14 protein-coding genes and 5 pseudogenes are annotated in these 20,010 nt (G+C 60.2%); 8 read left to right on the top strand and 11 right to left on the bottom strand.

Features of this window, described 5'->3' with window-relative positions; genetic code table 11:
• Positions 1–5 precede the first annotated feature (5 nt).
• The 5 genes from ssuC to ACSKB8_RS00560 form a co-directional block, all read right to left on the bottom strand.
• A complete protein-coding gene (gene ssuC, locus ACSKB8_RS00540) occupies positions 6–812 on the bottom strand; it encodes an aliphatic sulfonate ABC transporter permease SsuC (protein ID WP_438101766.1) in 807 nt (268 codons plus the stop codon).
• Complete coding sequence (gene ssuD, locus ACSKB8_RS00545; protein ID WP_438101767.1) at positions 809–1,987, bottom strand: FMNH2-dependent alkanesulfonate monooxygenase; 1,179 nt, start codon at positions 1,985–1,987, stop codon at positions 809–811. Before ssuD ends, ssuC begins: the two co-directional genes overlap by 4 nt.
• The gene (locus ACSKB8_RS00550) at positions 1,984–2,937 is read right to left on the bottom strand and encodes a sulfonate ABC transporter substrate-binding protein (protein WP_438101769.1); all 954 of its coding nucleotides are present in this window, start codon (positions 2,935–2,937) and stop codon (positions 1,984–1,986) included. The genes ssuD and ACSKB8_RS00550 overlap by 4 nt, the downstream gene beginning before the upstream one ends.
• A gap of 38 nt (positions 2,938–2,975) precedes the next feature.
• Positions 2,976–3,926, bottom strand: coding sequence for a sulfonate ABC transporter substrate-binding protein (locus ACSKB8_RS00555; protein ID WP_438101771.1), 951 nt, complete (start codon positions 3,924–3,926; stop codon positions 2,976–2,978).
• 158 nt (positions 3,927–4,084) lie between these two features.
• Positions 4,085–4,363 carry a hypothetical protein gene (locus ACSKB8_RS00560; protein WP_438101773.1) on the bottom strand — a complete coding sequence of 93 codons (279 nt, stop codon included), beginning with the start codon at positions 4,361–4,363 and terminating at the stop codon, positions 4,085–4,087.
• Between the two features lie 545 nt (positions 4,364–4,908).
• Here ACSKB8_RS00560 and ACSKB8_RS00565 point away from each other — a divergent pair.
• From ACSKB8_RS00565 to ACSKB8_RS00585, 5 genes and pseudogenes are all read left to right on the top strand, one after another.
• A pseudogene (locus tag ACSKB8_RS00565) lies at positions 4,909–5,228 on the top strand (integration host factor subunit beta).
• 189 nt (positions 5,229–5,417) lie between these two features.
• Positions 5,418–5,870: a hypothetical protein gene (locus ACSKB8_RS00570; RefSeq protein ID WP_438110293.1), complete on the top strand. Its 453-nt coding sequence runs from the start codon at positions 5,418–5,420 to the stop codon at positions 5,868–5,870.
• Between the two features lie 295 nt (positions 5,871–6,165).
• Entirely contained in the window at positions 6,166–8,049 is a 1,884-nt protein-coding gene (locus ACSKB8_RS00575; RefSeq protein ID WP_438101775.1) for a phospholipase D-like domain-containing protein, read from the top strand.
• A gap of 86 nt (positions 8,050–8,135) precedes the next feature.
• Positions 8,136–9,314: a hypothetical protein gene (locus ACSKB8_RS00580; protein WP_438101777.1), complete on the top strand. Its 1,179-nt coding sequence runs from the start codon at positions 8,136–8,138 to the stop codon at positions 9,312–9,314.
• Between the two features lie 55 nt (positions 9,315–9,369).
• Positions 9,370–10,263: a S1/P1 nuclease gene (locus tag ACSKB8_RS00585; protein WP_438101778.1), complete on the top strand. Its 894-nt coding sequence runs from the start codon at positions 9,370–9,372 to the stop codon at positions 10,261–10,263.
• An 11-nt stretch (positions 10,264–10,274) separates the two neighbouring features.
• Here the strand turns inward: ACSKB8_RS00585 and ACSKB8_RS00590 are convergent.
• Positions 10,275–11,429: pseudogene (locus ACSKB8_RS00590) on the bottom strand (DUF2235 domain-containing protein).
• Between the two features lie 732 nt (positions 11,430–12,161).
• On the opposite strand from ACSKB8_RS00590, the gene ACSKB8_RS00595 reads away from it, so the two are divergent.
• Complete coding sequence (locus ACSKB8_RS00595) at positions 12,162–12,377, top strand: hypothetical protein (protein ID WP_438101780.1); 216 nt, start codon at positions 12,162–12,164, stop codon at positions 12,375–12,377.
• 387 nt (positions 12,378–12,764) lie between these two features.
• Here the strand turns inward: ACSKB8_RS00595 and ACSKB8_RS00600 are convergent, their stop codons facing one another.
• The 3 genes and pseudogenes from ACSKB8_RS00600 to ACSKB8_RS00610 all read right to left on the bottom strand — a co-directional run.
• On the bottom strand, positions 12,765–12,968 hold the full coding sequence (locus ACSKB8_RS00600) for a hypothetical protein (protein WP_438101782.1): 204 nt from the start codon (positions 12,966–12,968) through the stop codon (positions 12,765–12,767).
• Between the two features lie 318 nt (positions 12,969–13,286).
• Positions 13,287–13,908: pseudogene (locus ACSKB8_RS00605) on the bottom strand (LabA-like NYN domain-containing protein).
• A gap of 948 nt (positions 13,909–14,856) precedes the next feature.
• Positions 14,857–15,006, bottom strand: a pseudogene (locus ACSKB8_RS00610) (chorismate-binding protein); the annotation flags it as partial.
• Between the two features lie 1,025 nt (positions 15,007–16,031).
• On the opposite strand from ACSKB8_RS00610, the pseudogene ACSKB8_RS00615 reads away from it, so the two are divergent.
• A pseudogene (locus ACSKB8_RS00615) lies at positions 16,032–16,973 on the top strand (IS630 family transposase).
• A gap of 309 nt (positions 16,974–17,282) precedes the next feature.
• Here the strand turns inward: ACSKB8_RS00615 and ACSKB8_RS00620 are convergent.
• The gene (locus tag ACSKB8_RS00620; protein WP_438101784.1) at positions 17,283–17,954 is read right to left on the bottom strand and encodes a 4-carboxy-4-hydroxy-2-oxoadipate aldolase/oxaloacetate decarboxylase; all 672 of its coding nucleotides are present in this window, start codon (positions 17,952–17,954) and stop codon (positions 17,283–17,285) included.
• Between the two features lie 96 nt (positions 17,955–18,050).
• A complete protein-coding gene (gene nac / locus ACSKB8_RS00625; protein ID WP_438101785.1) occupies positions 18,051–19,031 on the bottom strand; it encodes a nitrogen assimilation transcriptional regulator NAC in 981 nt (326 codons plus the stop codon).
• A gap of 186 nt (positions 19,032–19,217) precedes the next feature.
• On the opposite strand from nac, the gene ACSKB8_RS00630 reads away from it, so the two are divergent.
• Complete coding sequence (locus tag ACSKB8_RS00630; protein ID WP_438101787.1) at positions 19,218–19,973, top strand: SDR family oxidoreductase; 756 nt, start codon at positions 19,218–19,220, stop codon at positions 19,971–19,973.
• The last annotated feature ends 37 nt before the right edge of the window (positions 19,974–20,010 follow it).

A 20,010-nucleotide genomic window follows, 5' to 3' on the forward strand; every position in this document is an offset into this window, starting at 1 on the left:
TCTGCTCAACGTTTCTGGAAGGCGGGGTGCCAGGCGAGCGTCAGACGCTCCAGCACGCGGGAGGCGCTGTCGGCGAGCTTGCCGAGCAGGGCGTAGATCAGGATCGAGAGCACGACGACGTCGATCAGCATGAACTCGCGCGCCTGCATCGCCATGTAGCCGAGGCCCGACGAGGCCGCGATGGTCTCGGCGACGATCAGCGTCAGCCACATGATTCCGAGCGCGAAGCGGATGCCGACGAAGATCGAGGGCAGCGCGCCCGGGAAGATCACCCGGCGAAACAATTCGCCATCGGTCATGCCGTAGATGCGGCCCATCTCGATCAGCTGCGGATCGACGGTGCGGATGCCGTGCAGCGTGTTGAGATAGATCGGGAAGAACACGCCCAGCACCACCAGGAACAGCTTTGCGCTCTCGTCGATGCCGAACCAGAGGATGACGAGCGGGATCAGCGCCAGATGCGGCACGTTGCGCACCATTTGGAGCGTGGTGTCGGTGAGCTTTGCCGAGAGCTGCGACAGGCCGTTGGCGAGGCCGAACGCGAAACCGATGCTGCCGCCGATCAGGAAGCCGATCGAGGCACGCCAGAACGAGACCCAGATGTTGCGGACGAGCTCGCCGGAGAGCAGCAGTTTCCAGCCTGCGAGCACGACGTCGCTCGGCGCCGGCAGCACCCGGGTCGGCACGAAACCAGTGACGCTCGCGACCTGCCAGATCGCGATGATGGCGAGCGGCACGATCCACTGGATCAGGCCGTCGACGCGCGGCAAACGAATGCCGCGCGGGAGCGAAATGCTGTCGATCAGGCTCATGACTGCGACACCCGGTACTGCGGACGGAAATCGCTGCCGACCGTTTCGCCGAAAGGACCGCCGTTGAAGTGCAGCTTCGTCACGTTCGAGGGCTGCTCCAGCGAGAGCAGCGGGAACACCAGCTCGGCGAAGCGATAGGCTTCCTCCAGATGCGGGTAGCCCGACATGATGAAGGTATCGATGCCGAGGTCCTGATACTCCCTGATACGGGCCGCGACGGTCTGAGCATCGCCGACCAACGCGGTGCCGGCGCCGCCGCGCACGAGGCCGACACCGGCCCACAGGTTCGGCGCGATCTCGAGCTGGTCGCGCTTGCCGCAATGGAGATGCGCCATGCGCTGCTGGCCGACGGAGTCCATGCGGGCAAAATTCTTCTGCGCCAGCGCGATGGTGTCGTCGCTGACATGCTTGATCAGCTCGTTCGCGGCACGCCAGGCCGCTTCATTGGTCTCGCGGACGATCACGTGAAGGCGGATGCCGAAGGAGAGTTTTCGCCCACGCGCAGCGGCGACATCCCTCACTTTCGCGATCTTCTCGGCCACCAGCGCCGGCGGCTCACCCCAGGTAAGGTATTTGTCGACGGTGTCGACGGCGACGTCGATGCCGGCATCCGACGATCCGCCGAAATAGAGCGGCGGACGCGGCAACTGCACGGGAGGAAACAGCAACTTGCCGCCCTCGATATGGATGTGCTTGCCCTCGACATTGACCATCTTTCCGGCGAGCAGGTCGCTGTAGACGTTGAGGAACTCGCGGGTGACCTCGTAGCGCTCGTCATGGCCGAGGAAGATGCCGTCGCCCTTGTTCTCGACGGGATCACCGCCGGTGACGACGTTGACGAGAAGCCGGCCGTTCGAGATGCGATCGAGCGTCGCCGTCATGCGCGCGGCGACACTCGGCGATTGCAGGCCGGGCCGGACGGCGACGAGATAGCGCAGCCGCTCGGTGAATGGCGCGACGCTGGAGGCAACGATCCAGGAATCCTCGCAAGACCGCCCCGTCGGCAGCAGCACGCCGAAATAGCCGAGCTGATCGGCAGCTTGCGCAATCTGGCGCAGATAGTTGAAGTTGACCTCGCGGCCGCCGATGCCGGTGCCGAGATAACGGCCGTCGCCGTGGGTCGGCAGGAACCAGAGGATGTTGGCGTTCGCTTGCTTGCTCATCGTGCTGCTCATGTTCCTGGTTTGCGCGCCACGTCGGAAATCTTGATTGCCTTGGGGATCAGACCTAGCGCGACGAACGCGTCCGCGACCTGCTGCTGGTCGGCGATGACGGCATCCGTGATCGGCTTGATGCCGTAGGCCTGCCGCTTCAACGCGACCTCGACCACGGGGACCGACAGACCGATCGATGGCGCCAGTTGCTCGGCCACCGCATGGATGTCGCCCTTGGCCCAATCGTCGACAGTGCTGAGCTCGGCGAGCACGGCGTCGACGATCTTCGGGTCGGCTTCGAGGAATTTTTTGGAGGAGAAATAGAACTGGTAGTTGGCGACGATGCCGGTGCCGTCGGCGAGCGTGCGCGCGCCCGTGGCCGCCTCCGCTGCGGCCTGGAACGGATCCCAGATCACCCAGGCATCGACCGCGCCGCGCTCGAAGGCGGCCCGCGCGTCGGCCGGCGCCAGGAACACCGGCTCGATCTCGGAATATTTCACGCCCGCCTTCTCCAGCGCCTTGACCAGGAGGTAGTGGACGTTGGAGCCCTTGTTGAGCGCGACCTTCTTGCCCTTGAGATCGGCGACCGATCTCAGCGCGCTGTCCTTCGGCACCAGGATCGCCTCGCCCTTCGGCGCCGGCGGCTCATAGGCAACATACTGGATCGGCGCGCCGGCGGCCTGCGCAAAGATCGGCGGGGCTTCGCCGGTGTTGCCGAAATCGATCGCGCCGACATTGAGCGCTTCGAGCAGCGGCGGGCCGGACGGGAATTCGGTCCACACCACTTTGTAGCCGTCGGCGGCGAGCTTCGGCTCCAGCGTGCCCTTGCTCTTGAGCAGCACCAGCTTGCCGTATTTCTGGTAGCCGATGCGGACCACCTTGTCCTGACCATAGGAGGTGCCGACCGCGGCGGCGACGATGCCGATCGACAGCACGATGGCTGCGATCAGACGCTGAATGATACGCCTCATGTTCAAACCCTTTTGGATAGGAAGGCTGGTCGGCACGATCAAGCTGCCGGGTTGCGCCAGACGATGTCGCGGATGACGATCGGCTTCGGGATCAGGCCGAGCTTGTAGAAGCGGTCGGCAACGCCCTGCTGGGTCGCGACGATGTCGTCGGTGACCGGGCCGACCACGAAGTTCGCGCGATTGGCCGCAACGGTCTGAATGTCCAATGGGACGCCGGTGATCGCGGCGAGCGATTTGGCGACCTCGTCGCGGTGCTGTTCGGCCCATTTACCCGCCGCGGTCGTCACATCGACGATCTGTTGCAGGACCGCCCCGTGGTTCTTCGCGAATTCGCGATTGGCGATGTAGAAGGAGTTGGTCCTGGTGACGTCGCGCGAATTGATCAGGATGCGGCCACCCTGCTTGGTCTCGCCGATCGCGAAATACGGATCCCAAATTGCCCAGGCCTCGATGCTGCCATTGGCAAAGGCGGGGCCCGCATCCGGCGGCGTCAGATAGACCGGCGTGATGTCGGCATAGGTGAGGCTCGCCGTCTCCAGGGTCTGCACCACGATGTTATGCGCGCTGGAGCCCTTGGTGAAGCCGATACGCTTGCCCTTCAAATCGGCGATCGTGCGGATCGGCGAATCCTTCGGCACCAGGATGCCCTGGCCGTTGGTGATGGGCTGGCCCGCAGCATAGACGATCGCGGCGCCCGCGGCCTGTGCGAACACCGGCGGGGAATCGCCGACCGCGCCGAAATCGACGCTGCCGACATTCATCGCCTCCATCATCGGAGGCCCCGAGGAGAACTCGACCCATTTCACCTCGATGCACTGGGACGCGAAATGTTTTTCCAAGGCGGCCTGCTGGCGCGCGATGACCAGCACGCCGTTCTTCTGGTAGCCGACACGAACTTCCTTCAGTTCGGCCTGCGCAACGGCGCGTGGCGCAATTGAAGCGGCTGCTGCTGTTCCAACAGAGAATTTGATAAACTCACGACGCCTCATCACCAATACCGCATGCTCATGGCCGCAAGGTCATTGCGATGCAGGAATGATGGTGTGACTTGTGCGAAGTGTCGAGTAACCAGGAAAAATAGCAATGCAGCTGCTGTCGCACAGGTCAATCGCGCGCCATTCGTTTCGATGGTGAGATGGCCGGGGGTTTATTCTTGCCGGTCACCAGAGACGAAGAAGATCGTTGAACGGACAAGAGAGTCAGCACCTTGCATGACCATAACTGCAGCAGCGCTGCGTGGTGTGAAGCCTAGCGCATTGTCCGTTGAATAATTTTCTCGCGAGAACAATGGCGGCAATTGATTTGTTTCCGAACCAAGACGTTTTGCGCATGAGCTTGCCAAGCTCGTCTTGAAGCTTTCAAAGAATTTGGATTTCGCCTGCTCATGATTTACCGTTTCGCGCAAACGGCGACCGCACAAGGACATTCAAACCGAATCCTTGCACGCTTCGGTGCCGCCGTTCATCTCGATTGGATCCAGAAAGGAGGCCTCGACTTAGCTTTCGCTTCGCGACGCGATGCTTCCCACTCCGCGCTTTTCATGAGCGAGAGCAGCGAAGGGCTGAAACGTTGGCGCGCACTTCTACTATCTCCGCGCAAATGGCCCGATTCGAAGCAGCGTGACATCGCCACGTCGTCAAGCGGGCGGAAGTTTGTTCACGCAGGGTGGGCGTGGCGGCCCGATGGCGCAGAGTGGAACACACGTGGTCAAGGGCTTCCTAGATCAACATCGAAGCTTGGAGCGTCAGCGCAACACCGTCGTTCACGTTCGGGCAAGATAAGCACAGTCCCAGGGAAATAGTCGCAGGCGCACGCTGATAGGAATGGTAGCGCTACCTGGCGATGACGAATTCCACCCTCACGCCGCCCTCCAGTTGGCGGGTTCTGGTCGTCATGGCATCTGTTGCGACTTGACAGGCAATAATGCTTTCGAAGAGATGCCTGATCGCGAATAGGTTGATGCGAGCGTCTATGATCAAGTCAGAACTCGTTGAGCGTATCTCGGCCCGCAATCCGCACCTTTATCAGCGCGATGTCGACAAAATCGTGGGGGCAATTCTCGGCGCGATCGTGGCTGCGCTGGCGCGTGGAGATCGGGTTGAGCTTCGTGGCTTCGGAGTTTTTCTAGCAAGCAACGGCGGGCTCGCATGAGCAAAAATCCGCGAACGGGCGAGCTTGTGCAAGTCGATAAGAAGCGCTTTCCGCTTTTCAAGGCAAGCAAGGAAATGCACGAACGCTTGAACGGCGACGGGAAAGCGGAGACGATCACTTTGGTGTCCAAGGCGGTCTAAGTGGCCGGGGCGAGCACCCAGTGTGGTTAAGAAGCAACGTTAATGTTGTTCATGCAGCCGGGCAAGTGGCACGGTCATCGCCGACAATGTCAAGATCAATCCAACTTACGTCATTGAGCGCCACAAATTCTTAAAGCCGGGCTTGGGCGGTCCCTCGCCCAGCTCCTGCATGCCGCGATCGACCTGGGGATCGCACGAGCCTCCTTTGCGGAGGCCGTAAGCCTTGCACGATCGGCCTCGCGCCCCTGGATCGACAGTGGCATCGAGCGCGCGCAGGACGATCCACATACGATTGCGGCGCTCGGCGACCTCCAGATCCGGGTGCACTCGGCAAATGGGATGGTTGAGCGTGCCGCCCGGATCCTGGATGGCGTCCGCGTCAACCCTTCCGAAGCGAGACGTTGCGCGCGCCTCGGTGGCGGTTGCCGAAGCCAAGGTGCTGGCCAACGACGTGGCGTTGTTTGCCTCCTCGAAGCTATTCGAGTTTGGCGGAGCGAGCAGCGGCGCACGAGCTTCAATTTCGATCGCCATTGGCGGAATGCGCGGACACACACGCTGCACGATCCTGTCCGATGGAAATATCATCTCATTGGCAATTACCTGCTGAACGGCAAGAACCCACCACTGCACAACTGGGCGTAGGAGCCGTTAATCTAACAAAGCTTCGCGCCCTCCCTTGGTATACCACGGCCGCAGCTCGGCACGGTTGAGGGGGCCCGCTCGCTCCAGGTTCTCGATCTGGTATCGCAGGCAATTGTCATGGCAACGTCCAAAGACAGCCTGCCGAAGACAAACAGCGTAAGCCTCGTCGCCGTGCGCTGACCATTCCAATGAGATATCTCGCTGCGTTTCGGCAGCAAGACGATTTTTATATGCTCATCTTTAGATTGTCATATATCGGCGCGATGATCATCTCGCGAGCTGGCAGGAGGGGCTGATGGGTAGAATCACGCGCGCGGTTGCCTATTGCAACAATGAGGTCGCCTTCATCGCCTGGGACGTCGACGAGATGCTCCCCGGCTGCCTAGGTTTCGATATCGTCCGGATTTATCCCGAGACCGGTGAACGCCGCGCTCTGTCGGCCTGGGTGCCATTTGAAGGCCAGCACAATCACGGCTGGAAGGAGCAGGATACAGGGGTCTGGCCCGTTCAGAAGACCAACTGGCGCGACCTGACCCTGCGGAAACGACGGGACCGGGCCGAGCGGCGTCCCGACAATGTGCGCGTCAAGTACGAGATCCGCCCAGTCGGGCGAATGGCGGACGGTCTAGACCCGGTGCCGGTGCGGCAGAAGAAGACCTATGATGGGCCCGTGATTTCCCTTGGTTATCTTGGTCCGGCCGTCGAGACCAATGAGATTGTCGTTACGTCCGACTACGGGGACGTGAAGGCGGCCTTCAACAATGGGATCATTGCCGGCCAGTGGCTGCGCCATGCGATCGAGGAGCAGAACAAGGCCTTCGACAAGGATGTCCTGATCGCCGAGGTGCAGGATCAGCACAGCACGATACGGGAGTATCTGTCAGGCGATCTCATCGCGTTTCTCAAGAGCATGATCGATCGCGCGCTTGACGAGGGTGGCCAGGTGCTGCTCGCGCTCTATGAGCTGGACGATTCCGAATTGATTGATCTGCTCATTCGCAATAAGTCGATCGTCAGGATCATTCTTTCGAACTCGAGCGCCGACCGCGAAACAGGCGAATGGGACAAGCGCAATTCACCGGCACGCGCCACCCTCAAGGCTGCCAGGGTCGAGGTCCAGAACCGGCTCTTCAACAACCGGCATATCGGTCACAACAAGTTTGCGGTCTATCTGGACAAGCACGGAGACGCCAAGGCCGTCATGACCGGCAGCACCAATTGGACTTCGCTGGGGCTGTGCGGGCAGACCAACAATTCGATCATTATCGAGGACGCCGCGATTGCCGAAGGTTATCGTGCCTACTGGCAACGTCTGCACGACGACGAGATCGAGGATCCCGACCCTCCCTCGGCGCCGGGCGGCAAGAACGTCCAAGGCGACGATTTACGCCGGGAGGACCAGACGGCCGTCGCCGCAAACCTGGCGTCATCGGCCGCTCAACTATGGTTTTCGCCGAACACCAAGGCCAAGACGCGCAACATCAAGAAGGCGCCACCAGACCTCGATGCGCTGTTCAAACTGATGCAGGACGCCGAGCAGGCCATCTTCTTCCTTGCCTTCTTGCCGGCACGTGGCGGCCTCTACAGCATCATCGAAACGGCGCGACAGGCCGGTGAGACCAGGCCCGATCTGCTGGTGGTGGGCGCCATCAGCGACCCCACGGCGATGCCAGGCTATCAGGCCAAAGAGGCCGAGGATGGCGAGGAGGACGACGAAACGCCCGAAGAGGCCGCGGCGCGTAAGCCCTATGTCTACGACGAGCGCCATACCCACATCGTGCGGGCAAGCAATCTCGGGGCCCGCACGGCGCTTGGCGATTTCGAAGCTGAGATTCTCAAGCTGGGGACGGCCATCGTCCACGACAAGATCGTCGTGATCGATCCGCTATCCGACAACTGCACCGTGGTCACGGGAAGCCACAACCTCGGTTACAAGGCGTCCTACGAAAACGACGAGAACATGCTCATCATCCACGGCGACAAGCGGTTGGCGCAAGCCTATGCGGTGCATGTGCTAGACGTTTACGACCACTATCGCTATCGCGCCTGGCAGGCGAAGAACAAGCTCGAGGGCAAGCCGGTCTTCTCGGGGCATATTGACCTGAACGACCGCTGGCTCGACCGCTACGTCAACGGGACCAAGGGAGACATCACGCAGTATTTCCTCAACGAACATTAGACGTTCAAGGCTGACGTATATCATTTCTTGCTCAGCGGCGGCGTGCGCCGTCATTTATATTGGACACCCTTTTTTGGATCACCACGATGTGGCGACGCCTTATTTCGATTCTTCTTGCCGCCATTGTTGGCGGCGGCGGCTTGCTTGCCTACGTCGCGCTTGCGAATCGCCAATTGTATCTGGCGCCGCTCATTCTGGTCGTGCTTTCCATGATGCTTACGGCCCTGCCGCTGCTGATCTGCTATGTCCAGACAATTTCATTGCAGCGGCAGTTGGCCAAGCTCGACACGCTGAACGACAAGACCGTTTCCGGGACGGCGTTCTTCAAGATCGCTTATGGAACGCTTCAGTCCATCAATCCGGCGACGCTCGATAAATACTACGCCGTGCCAATGCTGACATTCGCATTCGTCATCATCTTCTGCTGGCTCATGACCAACGCCGTGTACTTCAAGCCGGAATACTTCACGCTGCCGAACGTCGTTCTCGGCGGCTTCAATGTGCTTGATCCCAAGGATGTGGAGAGTGTCGCAAGCTATCAGCGTGGCACGTTCGTGGCTGGCTGCTTCGGCTTCATCGGCGCCTACATCTATACGAACTGGCGCCTCCTCGATCGCATCAACAACAACGACATCTACCCGATTTCGTTTTACTATTACGCGGCGCGCATGTTGGCCGCCTGTTTCATTGCAGGCGTGATCCGTCACATCGCACCCGAGTATGGCGCGAATGTTTCGGTAATCCTGCTTTCATTCGCAATCGGATTCGTACCCGACATTTTCATCACATCGATCGTACGCCGTGCTTCGCAGGCGGTGAGCGTCCTCAGCGATCAGCCGGATCCCAAGATAGAGGCCCTGCCGAGCAACTCCTCGCTGTTGATGATCCAGGGCCTTGATAGGGACAAGATCGACCGTCTTTCCGAACTCTACGTCACCAATGCGGAGGTCCTCGCCTGTCAGAACCCTTTTATCCTTTGGCTGCGACTTCCCTATGAGCTTCTTCTGATCATCAACTGGATCTCGCAGGCTCAGCTCTACCGCGTCATGCGGGACGAGCATTTCGCGAAACTGCGGCAGACGGGGATATGCGGCAGCCTCGATTTCGTGGGCATCGCCTCCTCGCCTGAGGCATTGAAGGCGCTGGCCCGGGCCATCAACATGCCGGTCGAACTGGTCCAGGCCGCGATCAACGCACTTCAGTCTGATCCGATCTTCATCCGCCTGGCCGAAGTGCAGAACGCGTTGCGTCAGCCTTTTCCTTAAGCGCGGGTCGAAACTGAAGCCATCTTTGTAATCATTCATCTGAAGGAGCTTATATATGCGAACGGCTTTCCATCTGGCAGTCTTGGCGTGCGGTGCGATGTTGAGCTGCGCTCACGTCAGCAGCGCGAACGCATGGGGCGATGAGGGCCATCAGGTGGTTGCCCTAGTGGCCCAATCGTTTCTGGAGCCTGATGTCCGCAAGCGCGTCAATGCCTTGCTTGCGGCCGATACCGATCCGTTGACCGCCCACGATATTGCTTCCGCAGCGACCTGGGCCGACAAATACCGCGATGCCAACATCGACAATTCCCGCGAGCGTACGCGGCAGTGGCACTTCGTGGACATTGAGATCACAGGACCTAATCTCGACCAGGCATGCTTCAATCACCCAGCGCTACCGAACGGAAAGCCGGCCTCCGAGGGGCCGAAGGATGATTGTGTCGTCGACAAAATTCAGCAATTTGCAGCCGAACTTACCGATCCGGCCACGGACGCGGAAGAACGCGTGGTCGCTCTGAAGTTCCTGCTCCATTTCGTTGGCGACCTGCATCAGCCGTTGCACAGCTCGGACGACCACGACCGAGGAGGCAACGACAAGCGGGTCTCGGCCGCGGGCTTGAGCGCGGGTAATCTCCATCACTTCTGGGACACCGAGTTCGTCGACCAGCTGGGGTCGGACGCCCGCACGATCGCTTCGGATCTGATTGGGCACATCACCAACGCGCAGCAGGCGCAGTGGCAATCTGGCGGCCCCAGTGACTGGGCCAAGGAGGCGTTCGCGATTTCTAAAGCTGACACCTATGGCGAACTTCCCGCGCCCAACCAGCGTGGAAGTTTTCGGTTGAGCGACGACTACGTCACCACGGCGACGAACGATGCTGCGCTGCAGCTCAGCAGGGCCGGCGTCCGCCTAGCTATGATCCTCAATCAGGCGCTACGAAGGCCATAGGACGCCGAGCATCAGGGCACGCCGACGTTAGGGTCGGTCGCCCGGACCGGGCTGTTGAATTTGGTGGGATCGACGCCCTTCTCCTTCGCCCACGCGACGAGGTTCGGCGGACGGTAGGCCGCGTCCGCGCGCCAGCGCTCGAACACCGAGCCGTCGATGGTCTCGTTGATGCGCGACGTCGTGGCCTGCGTTCCCTTCTCCGGCGCCAGCCCGACCGGCCGATAGAAGGGGCGGCTGATGATGCGGTAGAGACCCCACGCAAACTCGCGGTAGGAATCCGTAACGGGCGGCGCCACCTGCGAGACGTCGATCGCGACCCGGTCACGGAAGACGAGCCCGAGGCCGGCGGCCTTGTCCATCAGCCACATCAGGGGCCGCTGCGCCAGCGGGTCGCTCGCGTATCCGCCTCCGACGTTCGCGTGCGCTCCGACGAACCAGCGCTGCTCCACGCTGTCGATCCGACGCTCGGCCGCGCCTTCGTGACCGACCCTATCGGTCCTGGTCCAGAAGGTCGGCTCGAAGTTCTTGCGGTGTTCGTCCAGCGCGAGCGCGTGGAAGGCATATTCGTTGACGAGCCGCAGATGCGTGTCGAGAAACCGGTACTTGCGGACCTTGCCTGCGGCGCTTGCCAAGGGGAGTCCGAGCGAGCCGACGGTGTCCCACACTCCGACGAACTTTACCTTGGTCGGGCGCGAATACTTGGTCAGCCACTGCTCCTCGATGGATGCGTTTTACGGCAACGGCTTCGCCGACAGCGATCTGATCGTCGGCGCGTCGTAGATGCGATACCGGGCGTAGAGTTGCTCGATCGACAGCGGCGCACCAAGCTTGAGGACGCCGCACTTGCAAATCAGTCCCGACAGGCTGCGCGCCGTGTATGCACCACGGCTGAACCCGAAGATGAATATCTCATCGCCGTCATCGAAGTTTTGGATCAGCCAAGTATACGCTTCGATGATTTCGTTATCGATGCCCCAGCCCGTGACGCCGCCGTGCGCGGCCTCACCCCGCTGGGTGCCCACGCCTTGACTGTAGTAGACGCGCTGATCGACAGTCTCCGCCGTGAGCGACTTCAGCCGCCACACGTTCGTGTTGTTGTTCAGCGTATTCCAGGTACCGTCCAGAAAGATCGCCAGACGCTTCATATCCGCCCCCGAGATCGGCATTTCCTCAACTTCCGGCGCCCCACCTCGCGAAGGCAGACGGCGTCGAACACAGCCGTTCTACATAGGGCTGCACGATTTTAGCGCAAAATGTATGACAAAGTTATTTTCCTGCCACTACATGTGGATCGCATGCTAAAATTTTTGCATCTGGCCCCCCCCCGGACTACCGCGACGGTTGCGTAACAATTAGGGCCGCGATAGAGCGCGATGGCGCTCGCCGCACCGCCGCTGGAGAGTATTTTCCTGACGACGTCCGGGAAAATCGCGCCGCTCGGCTAACGGGTTCTCCCCACCGCTTTCGTAGCTCCTTCATACCGCCGTTGCCCTCGGGTTCTCAGTCCGGAATTTACCAACCAGTTCGGAATCTACCGACCTAATCCGGTCATCTCCCGACAACGACAGTACTGGCATCTTTCAGAGGGTGTCTTTAACCCGACTTTACTCCACAGGGGAGTGGCATCGTGGATCTTGAGTTGCTTTCTGCGGTTGAACTGTTGAAACTGCATGCGGATATAGCCGAAGAGTTGCGGCGGCGCGGTATTGTTCGCAGCTCAAACAATCCAACCGGCGATTTGGCTGAATACCTGTTTTGTCGTGCGTTTGGCTGGAAGCGATTTGGAAACTCGGAGTCCAGCGTCGACGCTGAGGGAACTGACGGAACGCGCTACCAGATCAAGGGGCGCCGTCTAACGCGGCACAGCAAGTCCCGTCAGCTCTCCGCGATTCGGGAAAATGAAGGGCGAACAATTCGATTTCCTTGCTGGACTGCTGTTCTCGGAAGACTATTCAATTCTGAAGGCAGCTCTTATTCCTCATTCAATTGTTCTTGCTGGCGCGACCTTTGTGGAGCGGACCAACAGCCACCGCTTTCTACTTCGCGACAATATGTGGGATATGCCGCGCGTACAGGATGTCACGAGCCGATTGCGCGCGGTGGCTTTAGAGTAAGGCTCGTCGTGAGCTTGCTGAAATTTGGAACAACATACCGTCGCAGCGGATCCGGAGTGATAATCCCCGCGAAAGGACGCCGCGCCGCCACGAAGGAAATGTAAAATCACCGTCAAAAATTCGGCTGGTCTTGTTGATCCCGTTTTTCGGCTGTTCCGGCATCAGAGCAGGACGAGTGCACGCCAACTCGGCGCATAGCTCTATACGCCGCGCGACCTCGGGGCCGCTTTGATCGATGCGATCAGGAAGGGCTCAAAGTTAATCCAGCTTGCGTTGGGCCAGCTCCATTTCCGCGGCCGGCCAGCCTCAGGCCTCCGGCGCGGTCCGCTCTTGCGCCGCTGCTAGGACCAACGGTCTCGCACTCTGATCCGCCGTGTCCCGACTGAGTTATGAGGACACGCCCCAATCCAGCATCCAGAGTGACTGAGCTATCTCAACGCCAAGCTCTGGCCAGCAGATCATGACGGCCAGCGACAGCAATAATCCGAATCCCGCGAAGAGCACGATCAGCTTTAGGCTTTCAATATCACTTTGAGCTTCGCTGCGCCGCAGTGAGGAGCCTTTTGCAAGGGCGGCCAAATTCTCGTTCATCCAATAGTCTCCAGTACGGATAAAGGAAGGCGAATAAGGCGCGACGCCGTGGCGGTGCAATTGGCGATGTCAGTCTACGGCGAAAATTCCAGGCTCGCTTCCTCTGGCCTTGACCACACTTCTGCAAGTATCGCTTGAACCACACTCCCAAGTCCGCCGAACGACCAAGATGCGCCATGCGCAAAACCTCAACGAGGTCGTCTGACATTCTGTAATCCCGCACGGGACCTCTCCAAATCGCATTATGAAAACAGATATTGAAATAAGCCGATCGACAAGAGCAGTGGGCGACTGCGTACGATGTATTTTGAATACCGTTTAATCGCTCGAAACCGTGTCCACGGAACCATTGTCGCGCAGCGGGACTTGCCGGGCATTGAGACGCGGCTCGCGATCGCGCGGCGTCGATCGTTCCAACGGATCGCGGCCAACCTTCGACTGCAGCTCCGCCAAATCGGTAAAGACGTCAGCCTGACGTCGCAACTCGTCCGCGATCATCGGCTGTTGACTTGAAAGGGTCGAGACCACGGTCACCCGCACGCCGCGGCGCTGCACCACCTCCATCAGCGAGCGGAAGTCACCGTCGCCGGAGAACAGCACCATCTGGTCGATGTGCTCGGCAAGCTCCATGGCATCGACCGCGAGTTCGATGTCCATGTTGCCCTTGACCCTTGCGGCGGCCCGAGGCGTCGATGAACTCTTTCGTTGCCTTGGTGACCACGGTGTAGCCATTGTAGTCTAGCCAGTCGATCAGGGGACGGATCGAGGAATACTCCTGATCTTCGATGATGGCGGTATAATAAATGGCGCGCACCAGATTGCCACGGCTCTGTAATTCCTTGAGCAGGCGCTTGTAGTCGATATCGAAGCTGAGTGTCTTGGCGGTTGCATGGAGATTGGCGCCGTCGATGAATAGCGCGACCTTGTTCGGGGAGGACATTCGAGCACGAGCCTCAAAATTGGATCTAAGCAATGGACTGATTACGACGCAGCGGCCACTGCCGCCGGCCCGAACCCGATTCGCCCGCCACGACAGCGCTCGATCAAGCCTCCAGCAACTCGCGGCGATCAGTTTCGGTCATCCTGCAGTCTGCCATGCAGCAATCATCAGAGACGCAAGAATAAGCAACAGAATAACGTAGAGCAGAAGTTGAGAGATCAAGTCATCACGTTCGAACATTATATCTCCCATCCGCGTTGCCCCTGTTCAGGCTAGACCGGCACGCTGACTTTGCCAGCGCTTTGGGCGCCTTTGCTCCGACCAACACTGCACGAAACGAACGAACAGTCTCCTTTCTCACCCGGGTGTGTCGCCTCGGCTTCACATTGGAGCGTTTCGTTCAACCGATTAATGCAACGAGTTCGCAGATTCACGCCCAAATCCTGCATTTGGCTGGCTTCTCCAGTGTATTTCAGCCCCTCCAGCCGAAGACGATGACGACGGCCCGGGCCATGTCTAGATCCGCTGCGGGTATTGTCCTCTACTGGCTAGCGCGATGCGCTCGCTACAATTCGAAGGCGTCGACCTCTCGTCCGGAAACTTCTCGGCCTCCAGGTCCAACCTGTACCGCGCCTCTTCCAGCGCTCCGGTGATGAGGACGTAGTCTTCGAACGTGCTCGAACAAGCTGATGTGCTTCTCGATCAGCTGCCCCAGCTCGTGCCTGAACTGATATTTGCTGACGGTCATTTGTCTTCTCCACTCCGCGCCAGCCGCGCCGGATCTAGTTCTTTTATCAGCGCGAAGCGTTCGCCGGCCACGCCCTTGGCTCGGCCACCAGCGCTGCAGCGCGGGCCGCAACGCGCATTGCGGCTGACGAACTGCTCCGCCAGTTCTATGACTTTCAAACACGCCATGGTACGACGGAGCCAAAGCAGGCGAGATCAAAATCACAATGCGCTGGATGGCTCAGCTCGAAATGCCTCACAGATTCGCTGCGCCTTTCTCAGGGTTTCCTCGTACTCGGCCTCTGGATCCGACATCGCCGTTATGCCGCTACCCGCATGAAACACGGCCTGATCGCCGTCGATCGTAACCGTCGCGCTGTGGATGACCGAGCATGGCTACCGTCACATCATGCGCGGCGACATTCCAAGCCTAAATTGATCCGGGGCACAGGAGTTCTAGGCGCGCGAAGGCGCATCGCCAACTCAAATGGCACCCGGACCGCGTGAGCAATAGCGACCCGAAGGGGGCACGTAGGACGAGTGCGACGACGAGACCGGTTAAAAGGGCACCCGACTGGATGGGGAGTGATAGCGATCGCCGAAGGCGAGCCCCTCCTGCGAGTGCTCCCGGCGAGGAGCACCTTGTGGCTGCGGCGTCGGTCTTTGCGGGCTCACGTCAAGCGAGGCTAGCGGAACATTGGTGCCGACGCCAACATTGCCGCTTGTGTCCAGGCGCAGACGTTCGGTACTGCCGGTCACAATGACAATGTTACCTGTCGCTGGATTTCCAATGCCGGAGTTCAGGTCGCTGGTGAACAGGCCCGCACCGCCGGACTGAGCGCGGAACACGGCATTGTTCGTAATCCCGCCGAGCGAAGTTTGTCCGCGCGCATGAATGATGCGGGGTCCAGCGGTCAGCGGTGGCGAGCGAGCGCATTAGGTTGCGCTGACGCGCGCCGCATTTTGCTGCAACTGAGACGATGTTCCGTCCATCACTCGTCGCGCGAATAACTAACCACGCATAAAACCACCGGTCTTGCACCAGAATTTGAAGTAAACAGGTGGGCGCTCTGCGCCATTATCTATCATTTCGTACCTTTGGATCCCGGTCATACGCGGCACATCTATCAAAGACACCGGCTTTCGCTGTTTTGCTTGCGTATCGCGTGCTATTCCCAACTGATATTGCCGTGGCCGACTGCACAGCGGTGTAGTGGTGCGCAGAGCTAGTTTGTGACGGCGCCACCGCAAGCCATCGAGCCTTCTATGGATACGGCTCTGCGACGCCAATGCTCCGATAGCCTCTCCTAGAGCATGTTGTTTTTTGCCGGAATCGGATTCCCTGCGGGGAGGATTTCTGATTCAAGCTCCATGCTGGAAAGCGGAGGCCAGCATGGATGACGCGACCGCTTTCGGAAGACATTCGCGAACGCGCTCTTGCGCGAGCTGACGCGGGCGAGACCGTTCGTTCGATCGCAGAAGCGCTTCAGATCAGCCCTTCCTGTGTGACGAAGTGGAAGAATTTGCGGCGGGAGACCGGAGGCGTTTCTCCGGCAAGATCGGCGGTCACAAGAAGCCGGTTCTGTCCGGCACCAATGCCGACTGGCTGCGCAAACGCATTCACTCCGGCCCATTCACTTTGCGGAAGCTGACGGAGGAACTGGCTGCGCGCGGGATCAAGACAGACGTGCGGGCGGTGTGGACGTTCGTTCACGCCGAAGGGCTGAGCTTCAAAAAAAACGGTCCTGCCGGCCGAACAAGATCGTCCCGATATCGCCCGTAAACGGACGCGCTGGAAGACCCATCAGGGCAGGATCGACGCTTCGCGCCTGGTCTTTATCGACGAGACCTGGATCAAAACCAACATGGCGCCGCTGCGAGGCTGGGGGCCGAGCGGGCAACGTCTCCAGGCGTCTGCGCCTTTCGGCCATTGGAAGACCATGACCTTCATCGCGGCGCTGCGCCACGATCGGATCAGCGCGCCATGGGTCATCGACGGCCCAATCAATGGCGAGCTCTTCACCCTTTATATCGAACAGGTACTGGCGCCGACCCTCGCAAAAGGTGAACTCGTCATCCTCGATAATCTCGGCAGTCACAAGGGCAAGGCGGCGCGCAACGCCATCCGCGCCACAGGAGCACATCTGCTCTTCCTGCCGCCCTACAGCCCCGACCTCAACCCGATCGAGCAGGTCTTCGCCAAGCTCAAACACCTGATGCGAGCCGCCCAGACACGTGATGTCGAAGCGACTTGGCGCAAGGTCGGCGAACTCCTCGACCTCTTCTCCAAGGAGGAGTGCGCCAACTATCTCAAAAATTCAGGGTATGTTTCCGTATAAAAACATCACGCTCTAGTTGGTACGTTTCGTGCCATAGCAAGCTTTTCATTCAGACTGAGGCCGGTTGTGATAGCTTAGGTACATACTCTTCTATGTTCGTCCGGCGACTTGCCAGCAGAGGTTTTGGCGCTGCAGATCATCAGCCAAAGCTGCGCCGCGCTGTATCGAGCTGGCGCTCCCATTATCCCAAGACTGGAAATTCGCTCTACCGATGCTCAAAACGCAGGTTCTCAAGTTCAAACTCGCCGTATTCCGGTTTGCGACCGACGCTTCCCTCGCCTCTACCACCTGGAGTGGCCCCGAACTGGATCAGCCGAAGGTGCAGCCCTTGGACTCCAGCACCTTGCCGATGCCCGAGAGCTCGAGGATGTTCCCGCCGGCCTTGAGCGCCTGCATCAAGCCGGCTTCCTTCTCCTCGCGCGCCGCAGACTTGACGCAGGCGTCGGCAATGTTCTCCTTGGGCACGATCACGACGCCATCATCATCCGCGCTGACAATGTCGCCGGGACGAACGGCAATTCCGCCGATGACGATCGGCTGATTGATGGTGCCGAGGGTCTCCTTGACGGTGCCCTTCATGCAGAGGCCGTAGGAGAAGACGTTGAAGCCGGTGTTGCGCACCGCGAGGCCGTCGCGAACGCCGGCATCCGTGACCAGACCGACGATGCCCCTGGCGACGCAGGCCGTCGCCAGCACCTCGCCGAAGCCGCCCTGCTCGGGATGATCGCCCGCGCTCACCACGAGCACGTCGCCGGGCCTCGCCAGCGAGATCGCCGTGATCAGCATCATGTTGTCGGCGGGATGGCAGCTCACGGTCAGCGCCGGCCCGCAGGCGCGCATCCCGGAATAGATCGGCTTGATGCGGGAAGTCAGCGCGCCCGATCGCCCCTGCGCCTCGTGAAGGGTGGACGGAGGAAACTTCTTGATGCGCTCGACAAGCTCGGCGGCGGGCCGATCGAATGTCCTGATCACATGCACCATGATAGCCTCCTTGCAGTCGCGATCTCCGTTACACCTCCATAACCAACCGCCTTAGGGCGGCAAATTCAGATTTTAGGATTGCCGCATCGCATTTCGTTATGGCTCGTCTTGCGAACCATCCCGAGCTGCTGTTGGAGCCATGACGGCGTTCGGACCCGTCGCGCAGTCGAATGGTCCCCACTCTTTTACAATGATTTCCAGCAATATCTTGTAGACTGCGAATGCGGCGTCGGACAAAGCAACATTGTCCGAGATACACAACGACATTTGTTGCGACGCGGATGGCGCATTGATCCGTCGAACCCAGAGCTCGTCGACATTCGGCAACTCCTTTGCGATCGACATGGGCAGCACTGCAGCCCCTATTCCGGCCGCGATCGCCGACGACAGGGTCGACTGCGAATGAATCTCGGCAACGATGCGCGGGCGCAGTCCCGCCTCGGCGCAGACCCGCTCGACCGCCTGTCGCAGGAAGGATTCCCGATAGGGCAGCAGCAGATCGAACTGCGCGACCTCCGCCGCCGAAACTTCCTCCGAAGACATCTGCTCCGGATACATGCTGCGGGGCGCGACGAGATAGAAATACTCGCGCATCAGCGGCTTGTAATCCAGACCGGTCACCGGGCGTTCGCCGTACAGGACAGCCATGTCCATGCTGCCCTTCAGCATCATCTCGCTGAGCATGATTCCGGAACTGTCGTAGATGTGCAGCACGATGCCGGGATAGCGTTCACGGACCTGCAACAGCAGTGGAGTCGCCAGCAGTGCCGCCGAGCTGAGCGGCGCGAGGCCGATCGTGACGTTGCCGGTCAACTCCGGCTTGTTGTCCAGAATGGTGCGCCTGGCCTCTTCGATCTGGCGCTGGATCGACTTGGCGTAACGATAGAGGATTTGTCCGGCCTCGGTGGGCTTGACCCCGCGGGCGCTGCGATGGAGCAGCTTGCTCTTGAAGTCCGCCTCCAGGCTCGCAATGTGCTGGCTCAACGCCGGCTGCGCGACATTCAGCACCTTCGCCGCGCTCGTCATGCTGCCGAGATCGACGACCTTGATGAAGGCCTCCAAACGCTTGGTATCCAATACGGCGCCTCCGGATATTCAGGCAGGGGCAATGCAGCAGCAATAGGCTGAAGCTATGGGATCAGAAGGAATTATTCTTACCACCTGGAACCCGGGCGGCCTATAGGTAGTGCTGAACTCGTCCGCCGCTTGCCTTGCAGCCGACGCCGCTCGCGCGGGTTGGACGGTAGCAGAGGAGCCCTTGGGATGGGATTTTCGGATTATCGGACGGCGCTGGTGACGGGCGCATCCTCGGGGATCGGGGCTGCGACGGTTCGCCGCCTGAGCGCGGAAGGGCTCCAGGTTCACGCCGTGGCCCGCGACGCCGCTCGCCTCACCGCCCTGGCCGCGAAAACCGGCTGCCGCCCCTGCGCCGTCGACATCAGCGACCTCGATGCGCTCGCGGCGCTGGCGAAGTCGGCCGAGTTCGACGTCCTGGTCAACAATGCCGGCCAGTCCCGACGCGGCAATATCCTCGACACCACGCCGGAGGATGTCGATGCACTCATCGACGTCAATCTGCGCGCAGTCCTGCATCTGACCCGCCTCGTCGTGCCGGGCATGGCACGTCGCGACCGCGGCCATATCGTCAATATCTCCTCGATCGCGGGCCATTACGCGTTCGGCGGCGGAAACACCGTGTATCACGCCACGAAAGCCGGCATTCATTCCCTGTCGCAGCAATTGCGCGTCGACCTCTTCGGAACCAGGGTTCGCGTCACCGAGATATCGCCGGCGCGGGTCGAGACCGAAGTCTTCGGCCGGCTGCTGGGCGATCTGGCCGAAGCCAAGCGCCGCTTCTTCGACGACTATGATGCGCTGCAGCCCGAGGACATCGCCAATTCGATCGCATTCGCGGTTGGATCGCCGGCGCGCATGAACGTCGCCTTCATGGAAGTCCTGCCGACCCAGCAGGTCGTCGGCGGCCTCAACTTTGCAAAGAGCAAGCCACCGGCCGAGTAATGCATGAACGCCCCGAACGCGATAGGCCGTCAACGCA

It is taken from the genome of Bradyrhizobium sp. BR 1432 (assembly GCF_051547705.1).
GTDB lineage: Bacteria > Pseudomonadota > Alphaproteobacteria > Rhizobiales > Xanthobacteraceae > Bradyrhizobium > Bradyrhizobium zhanjiangense.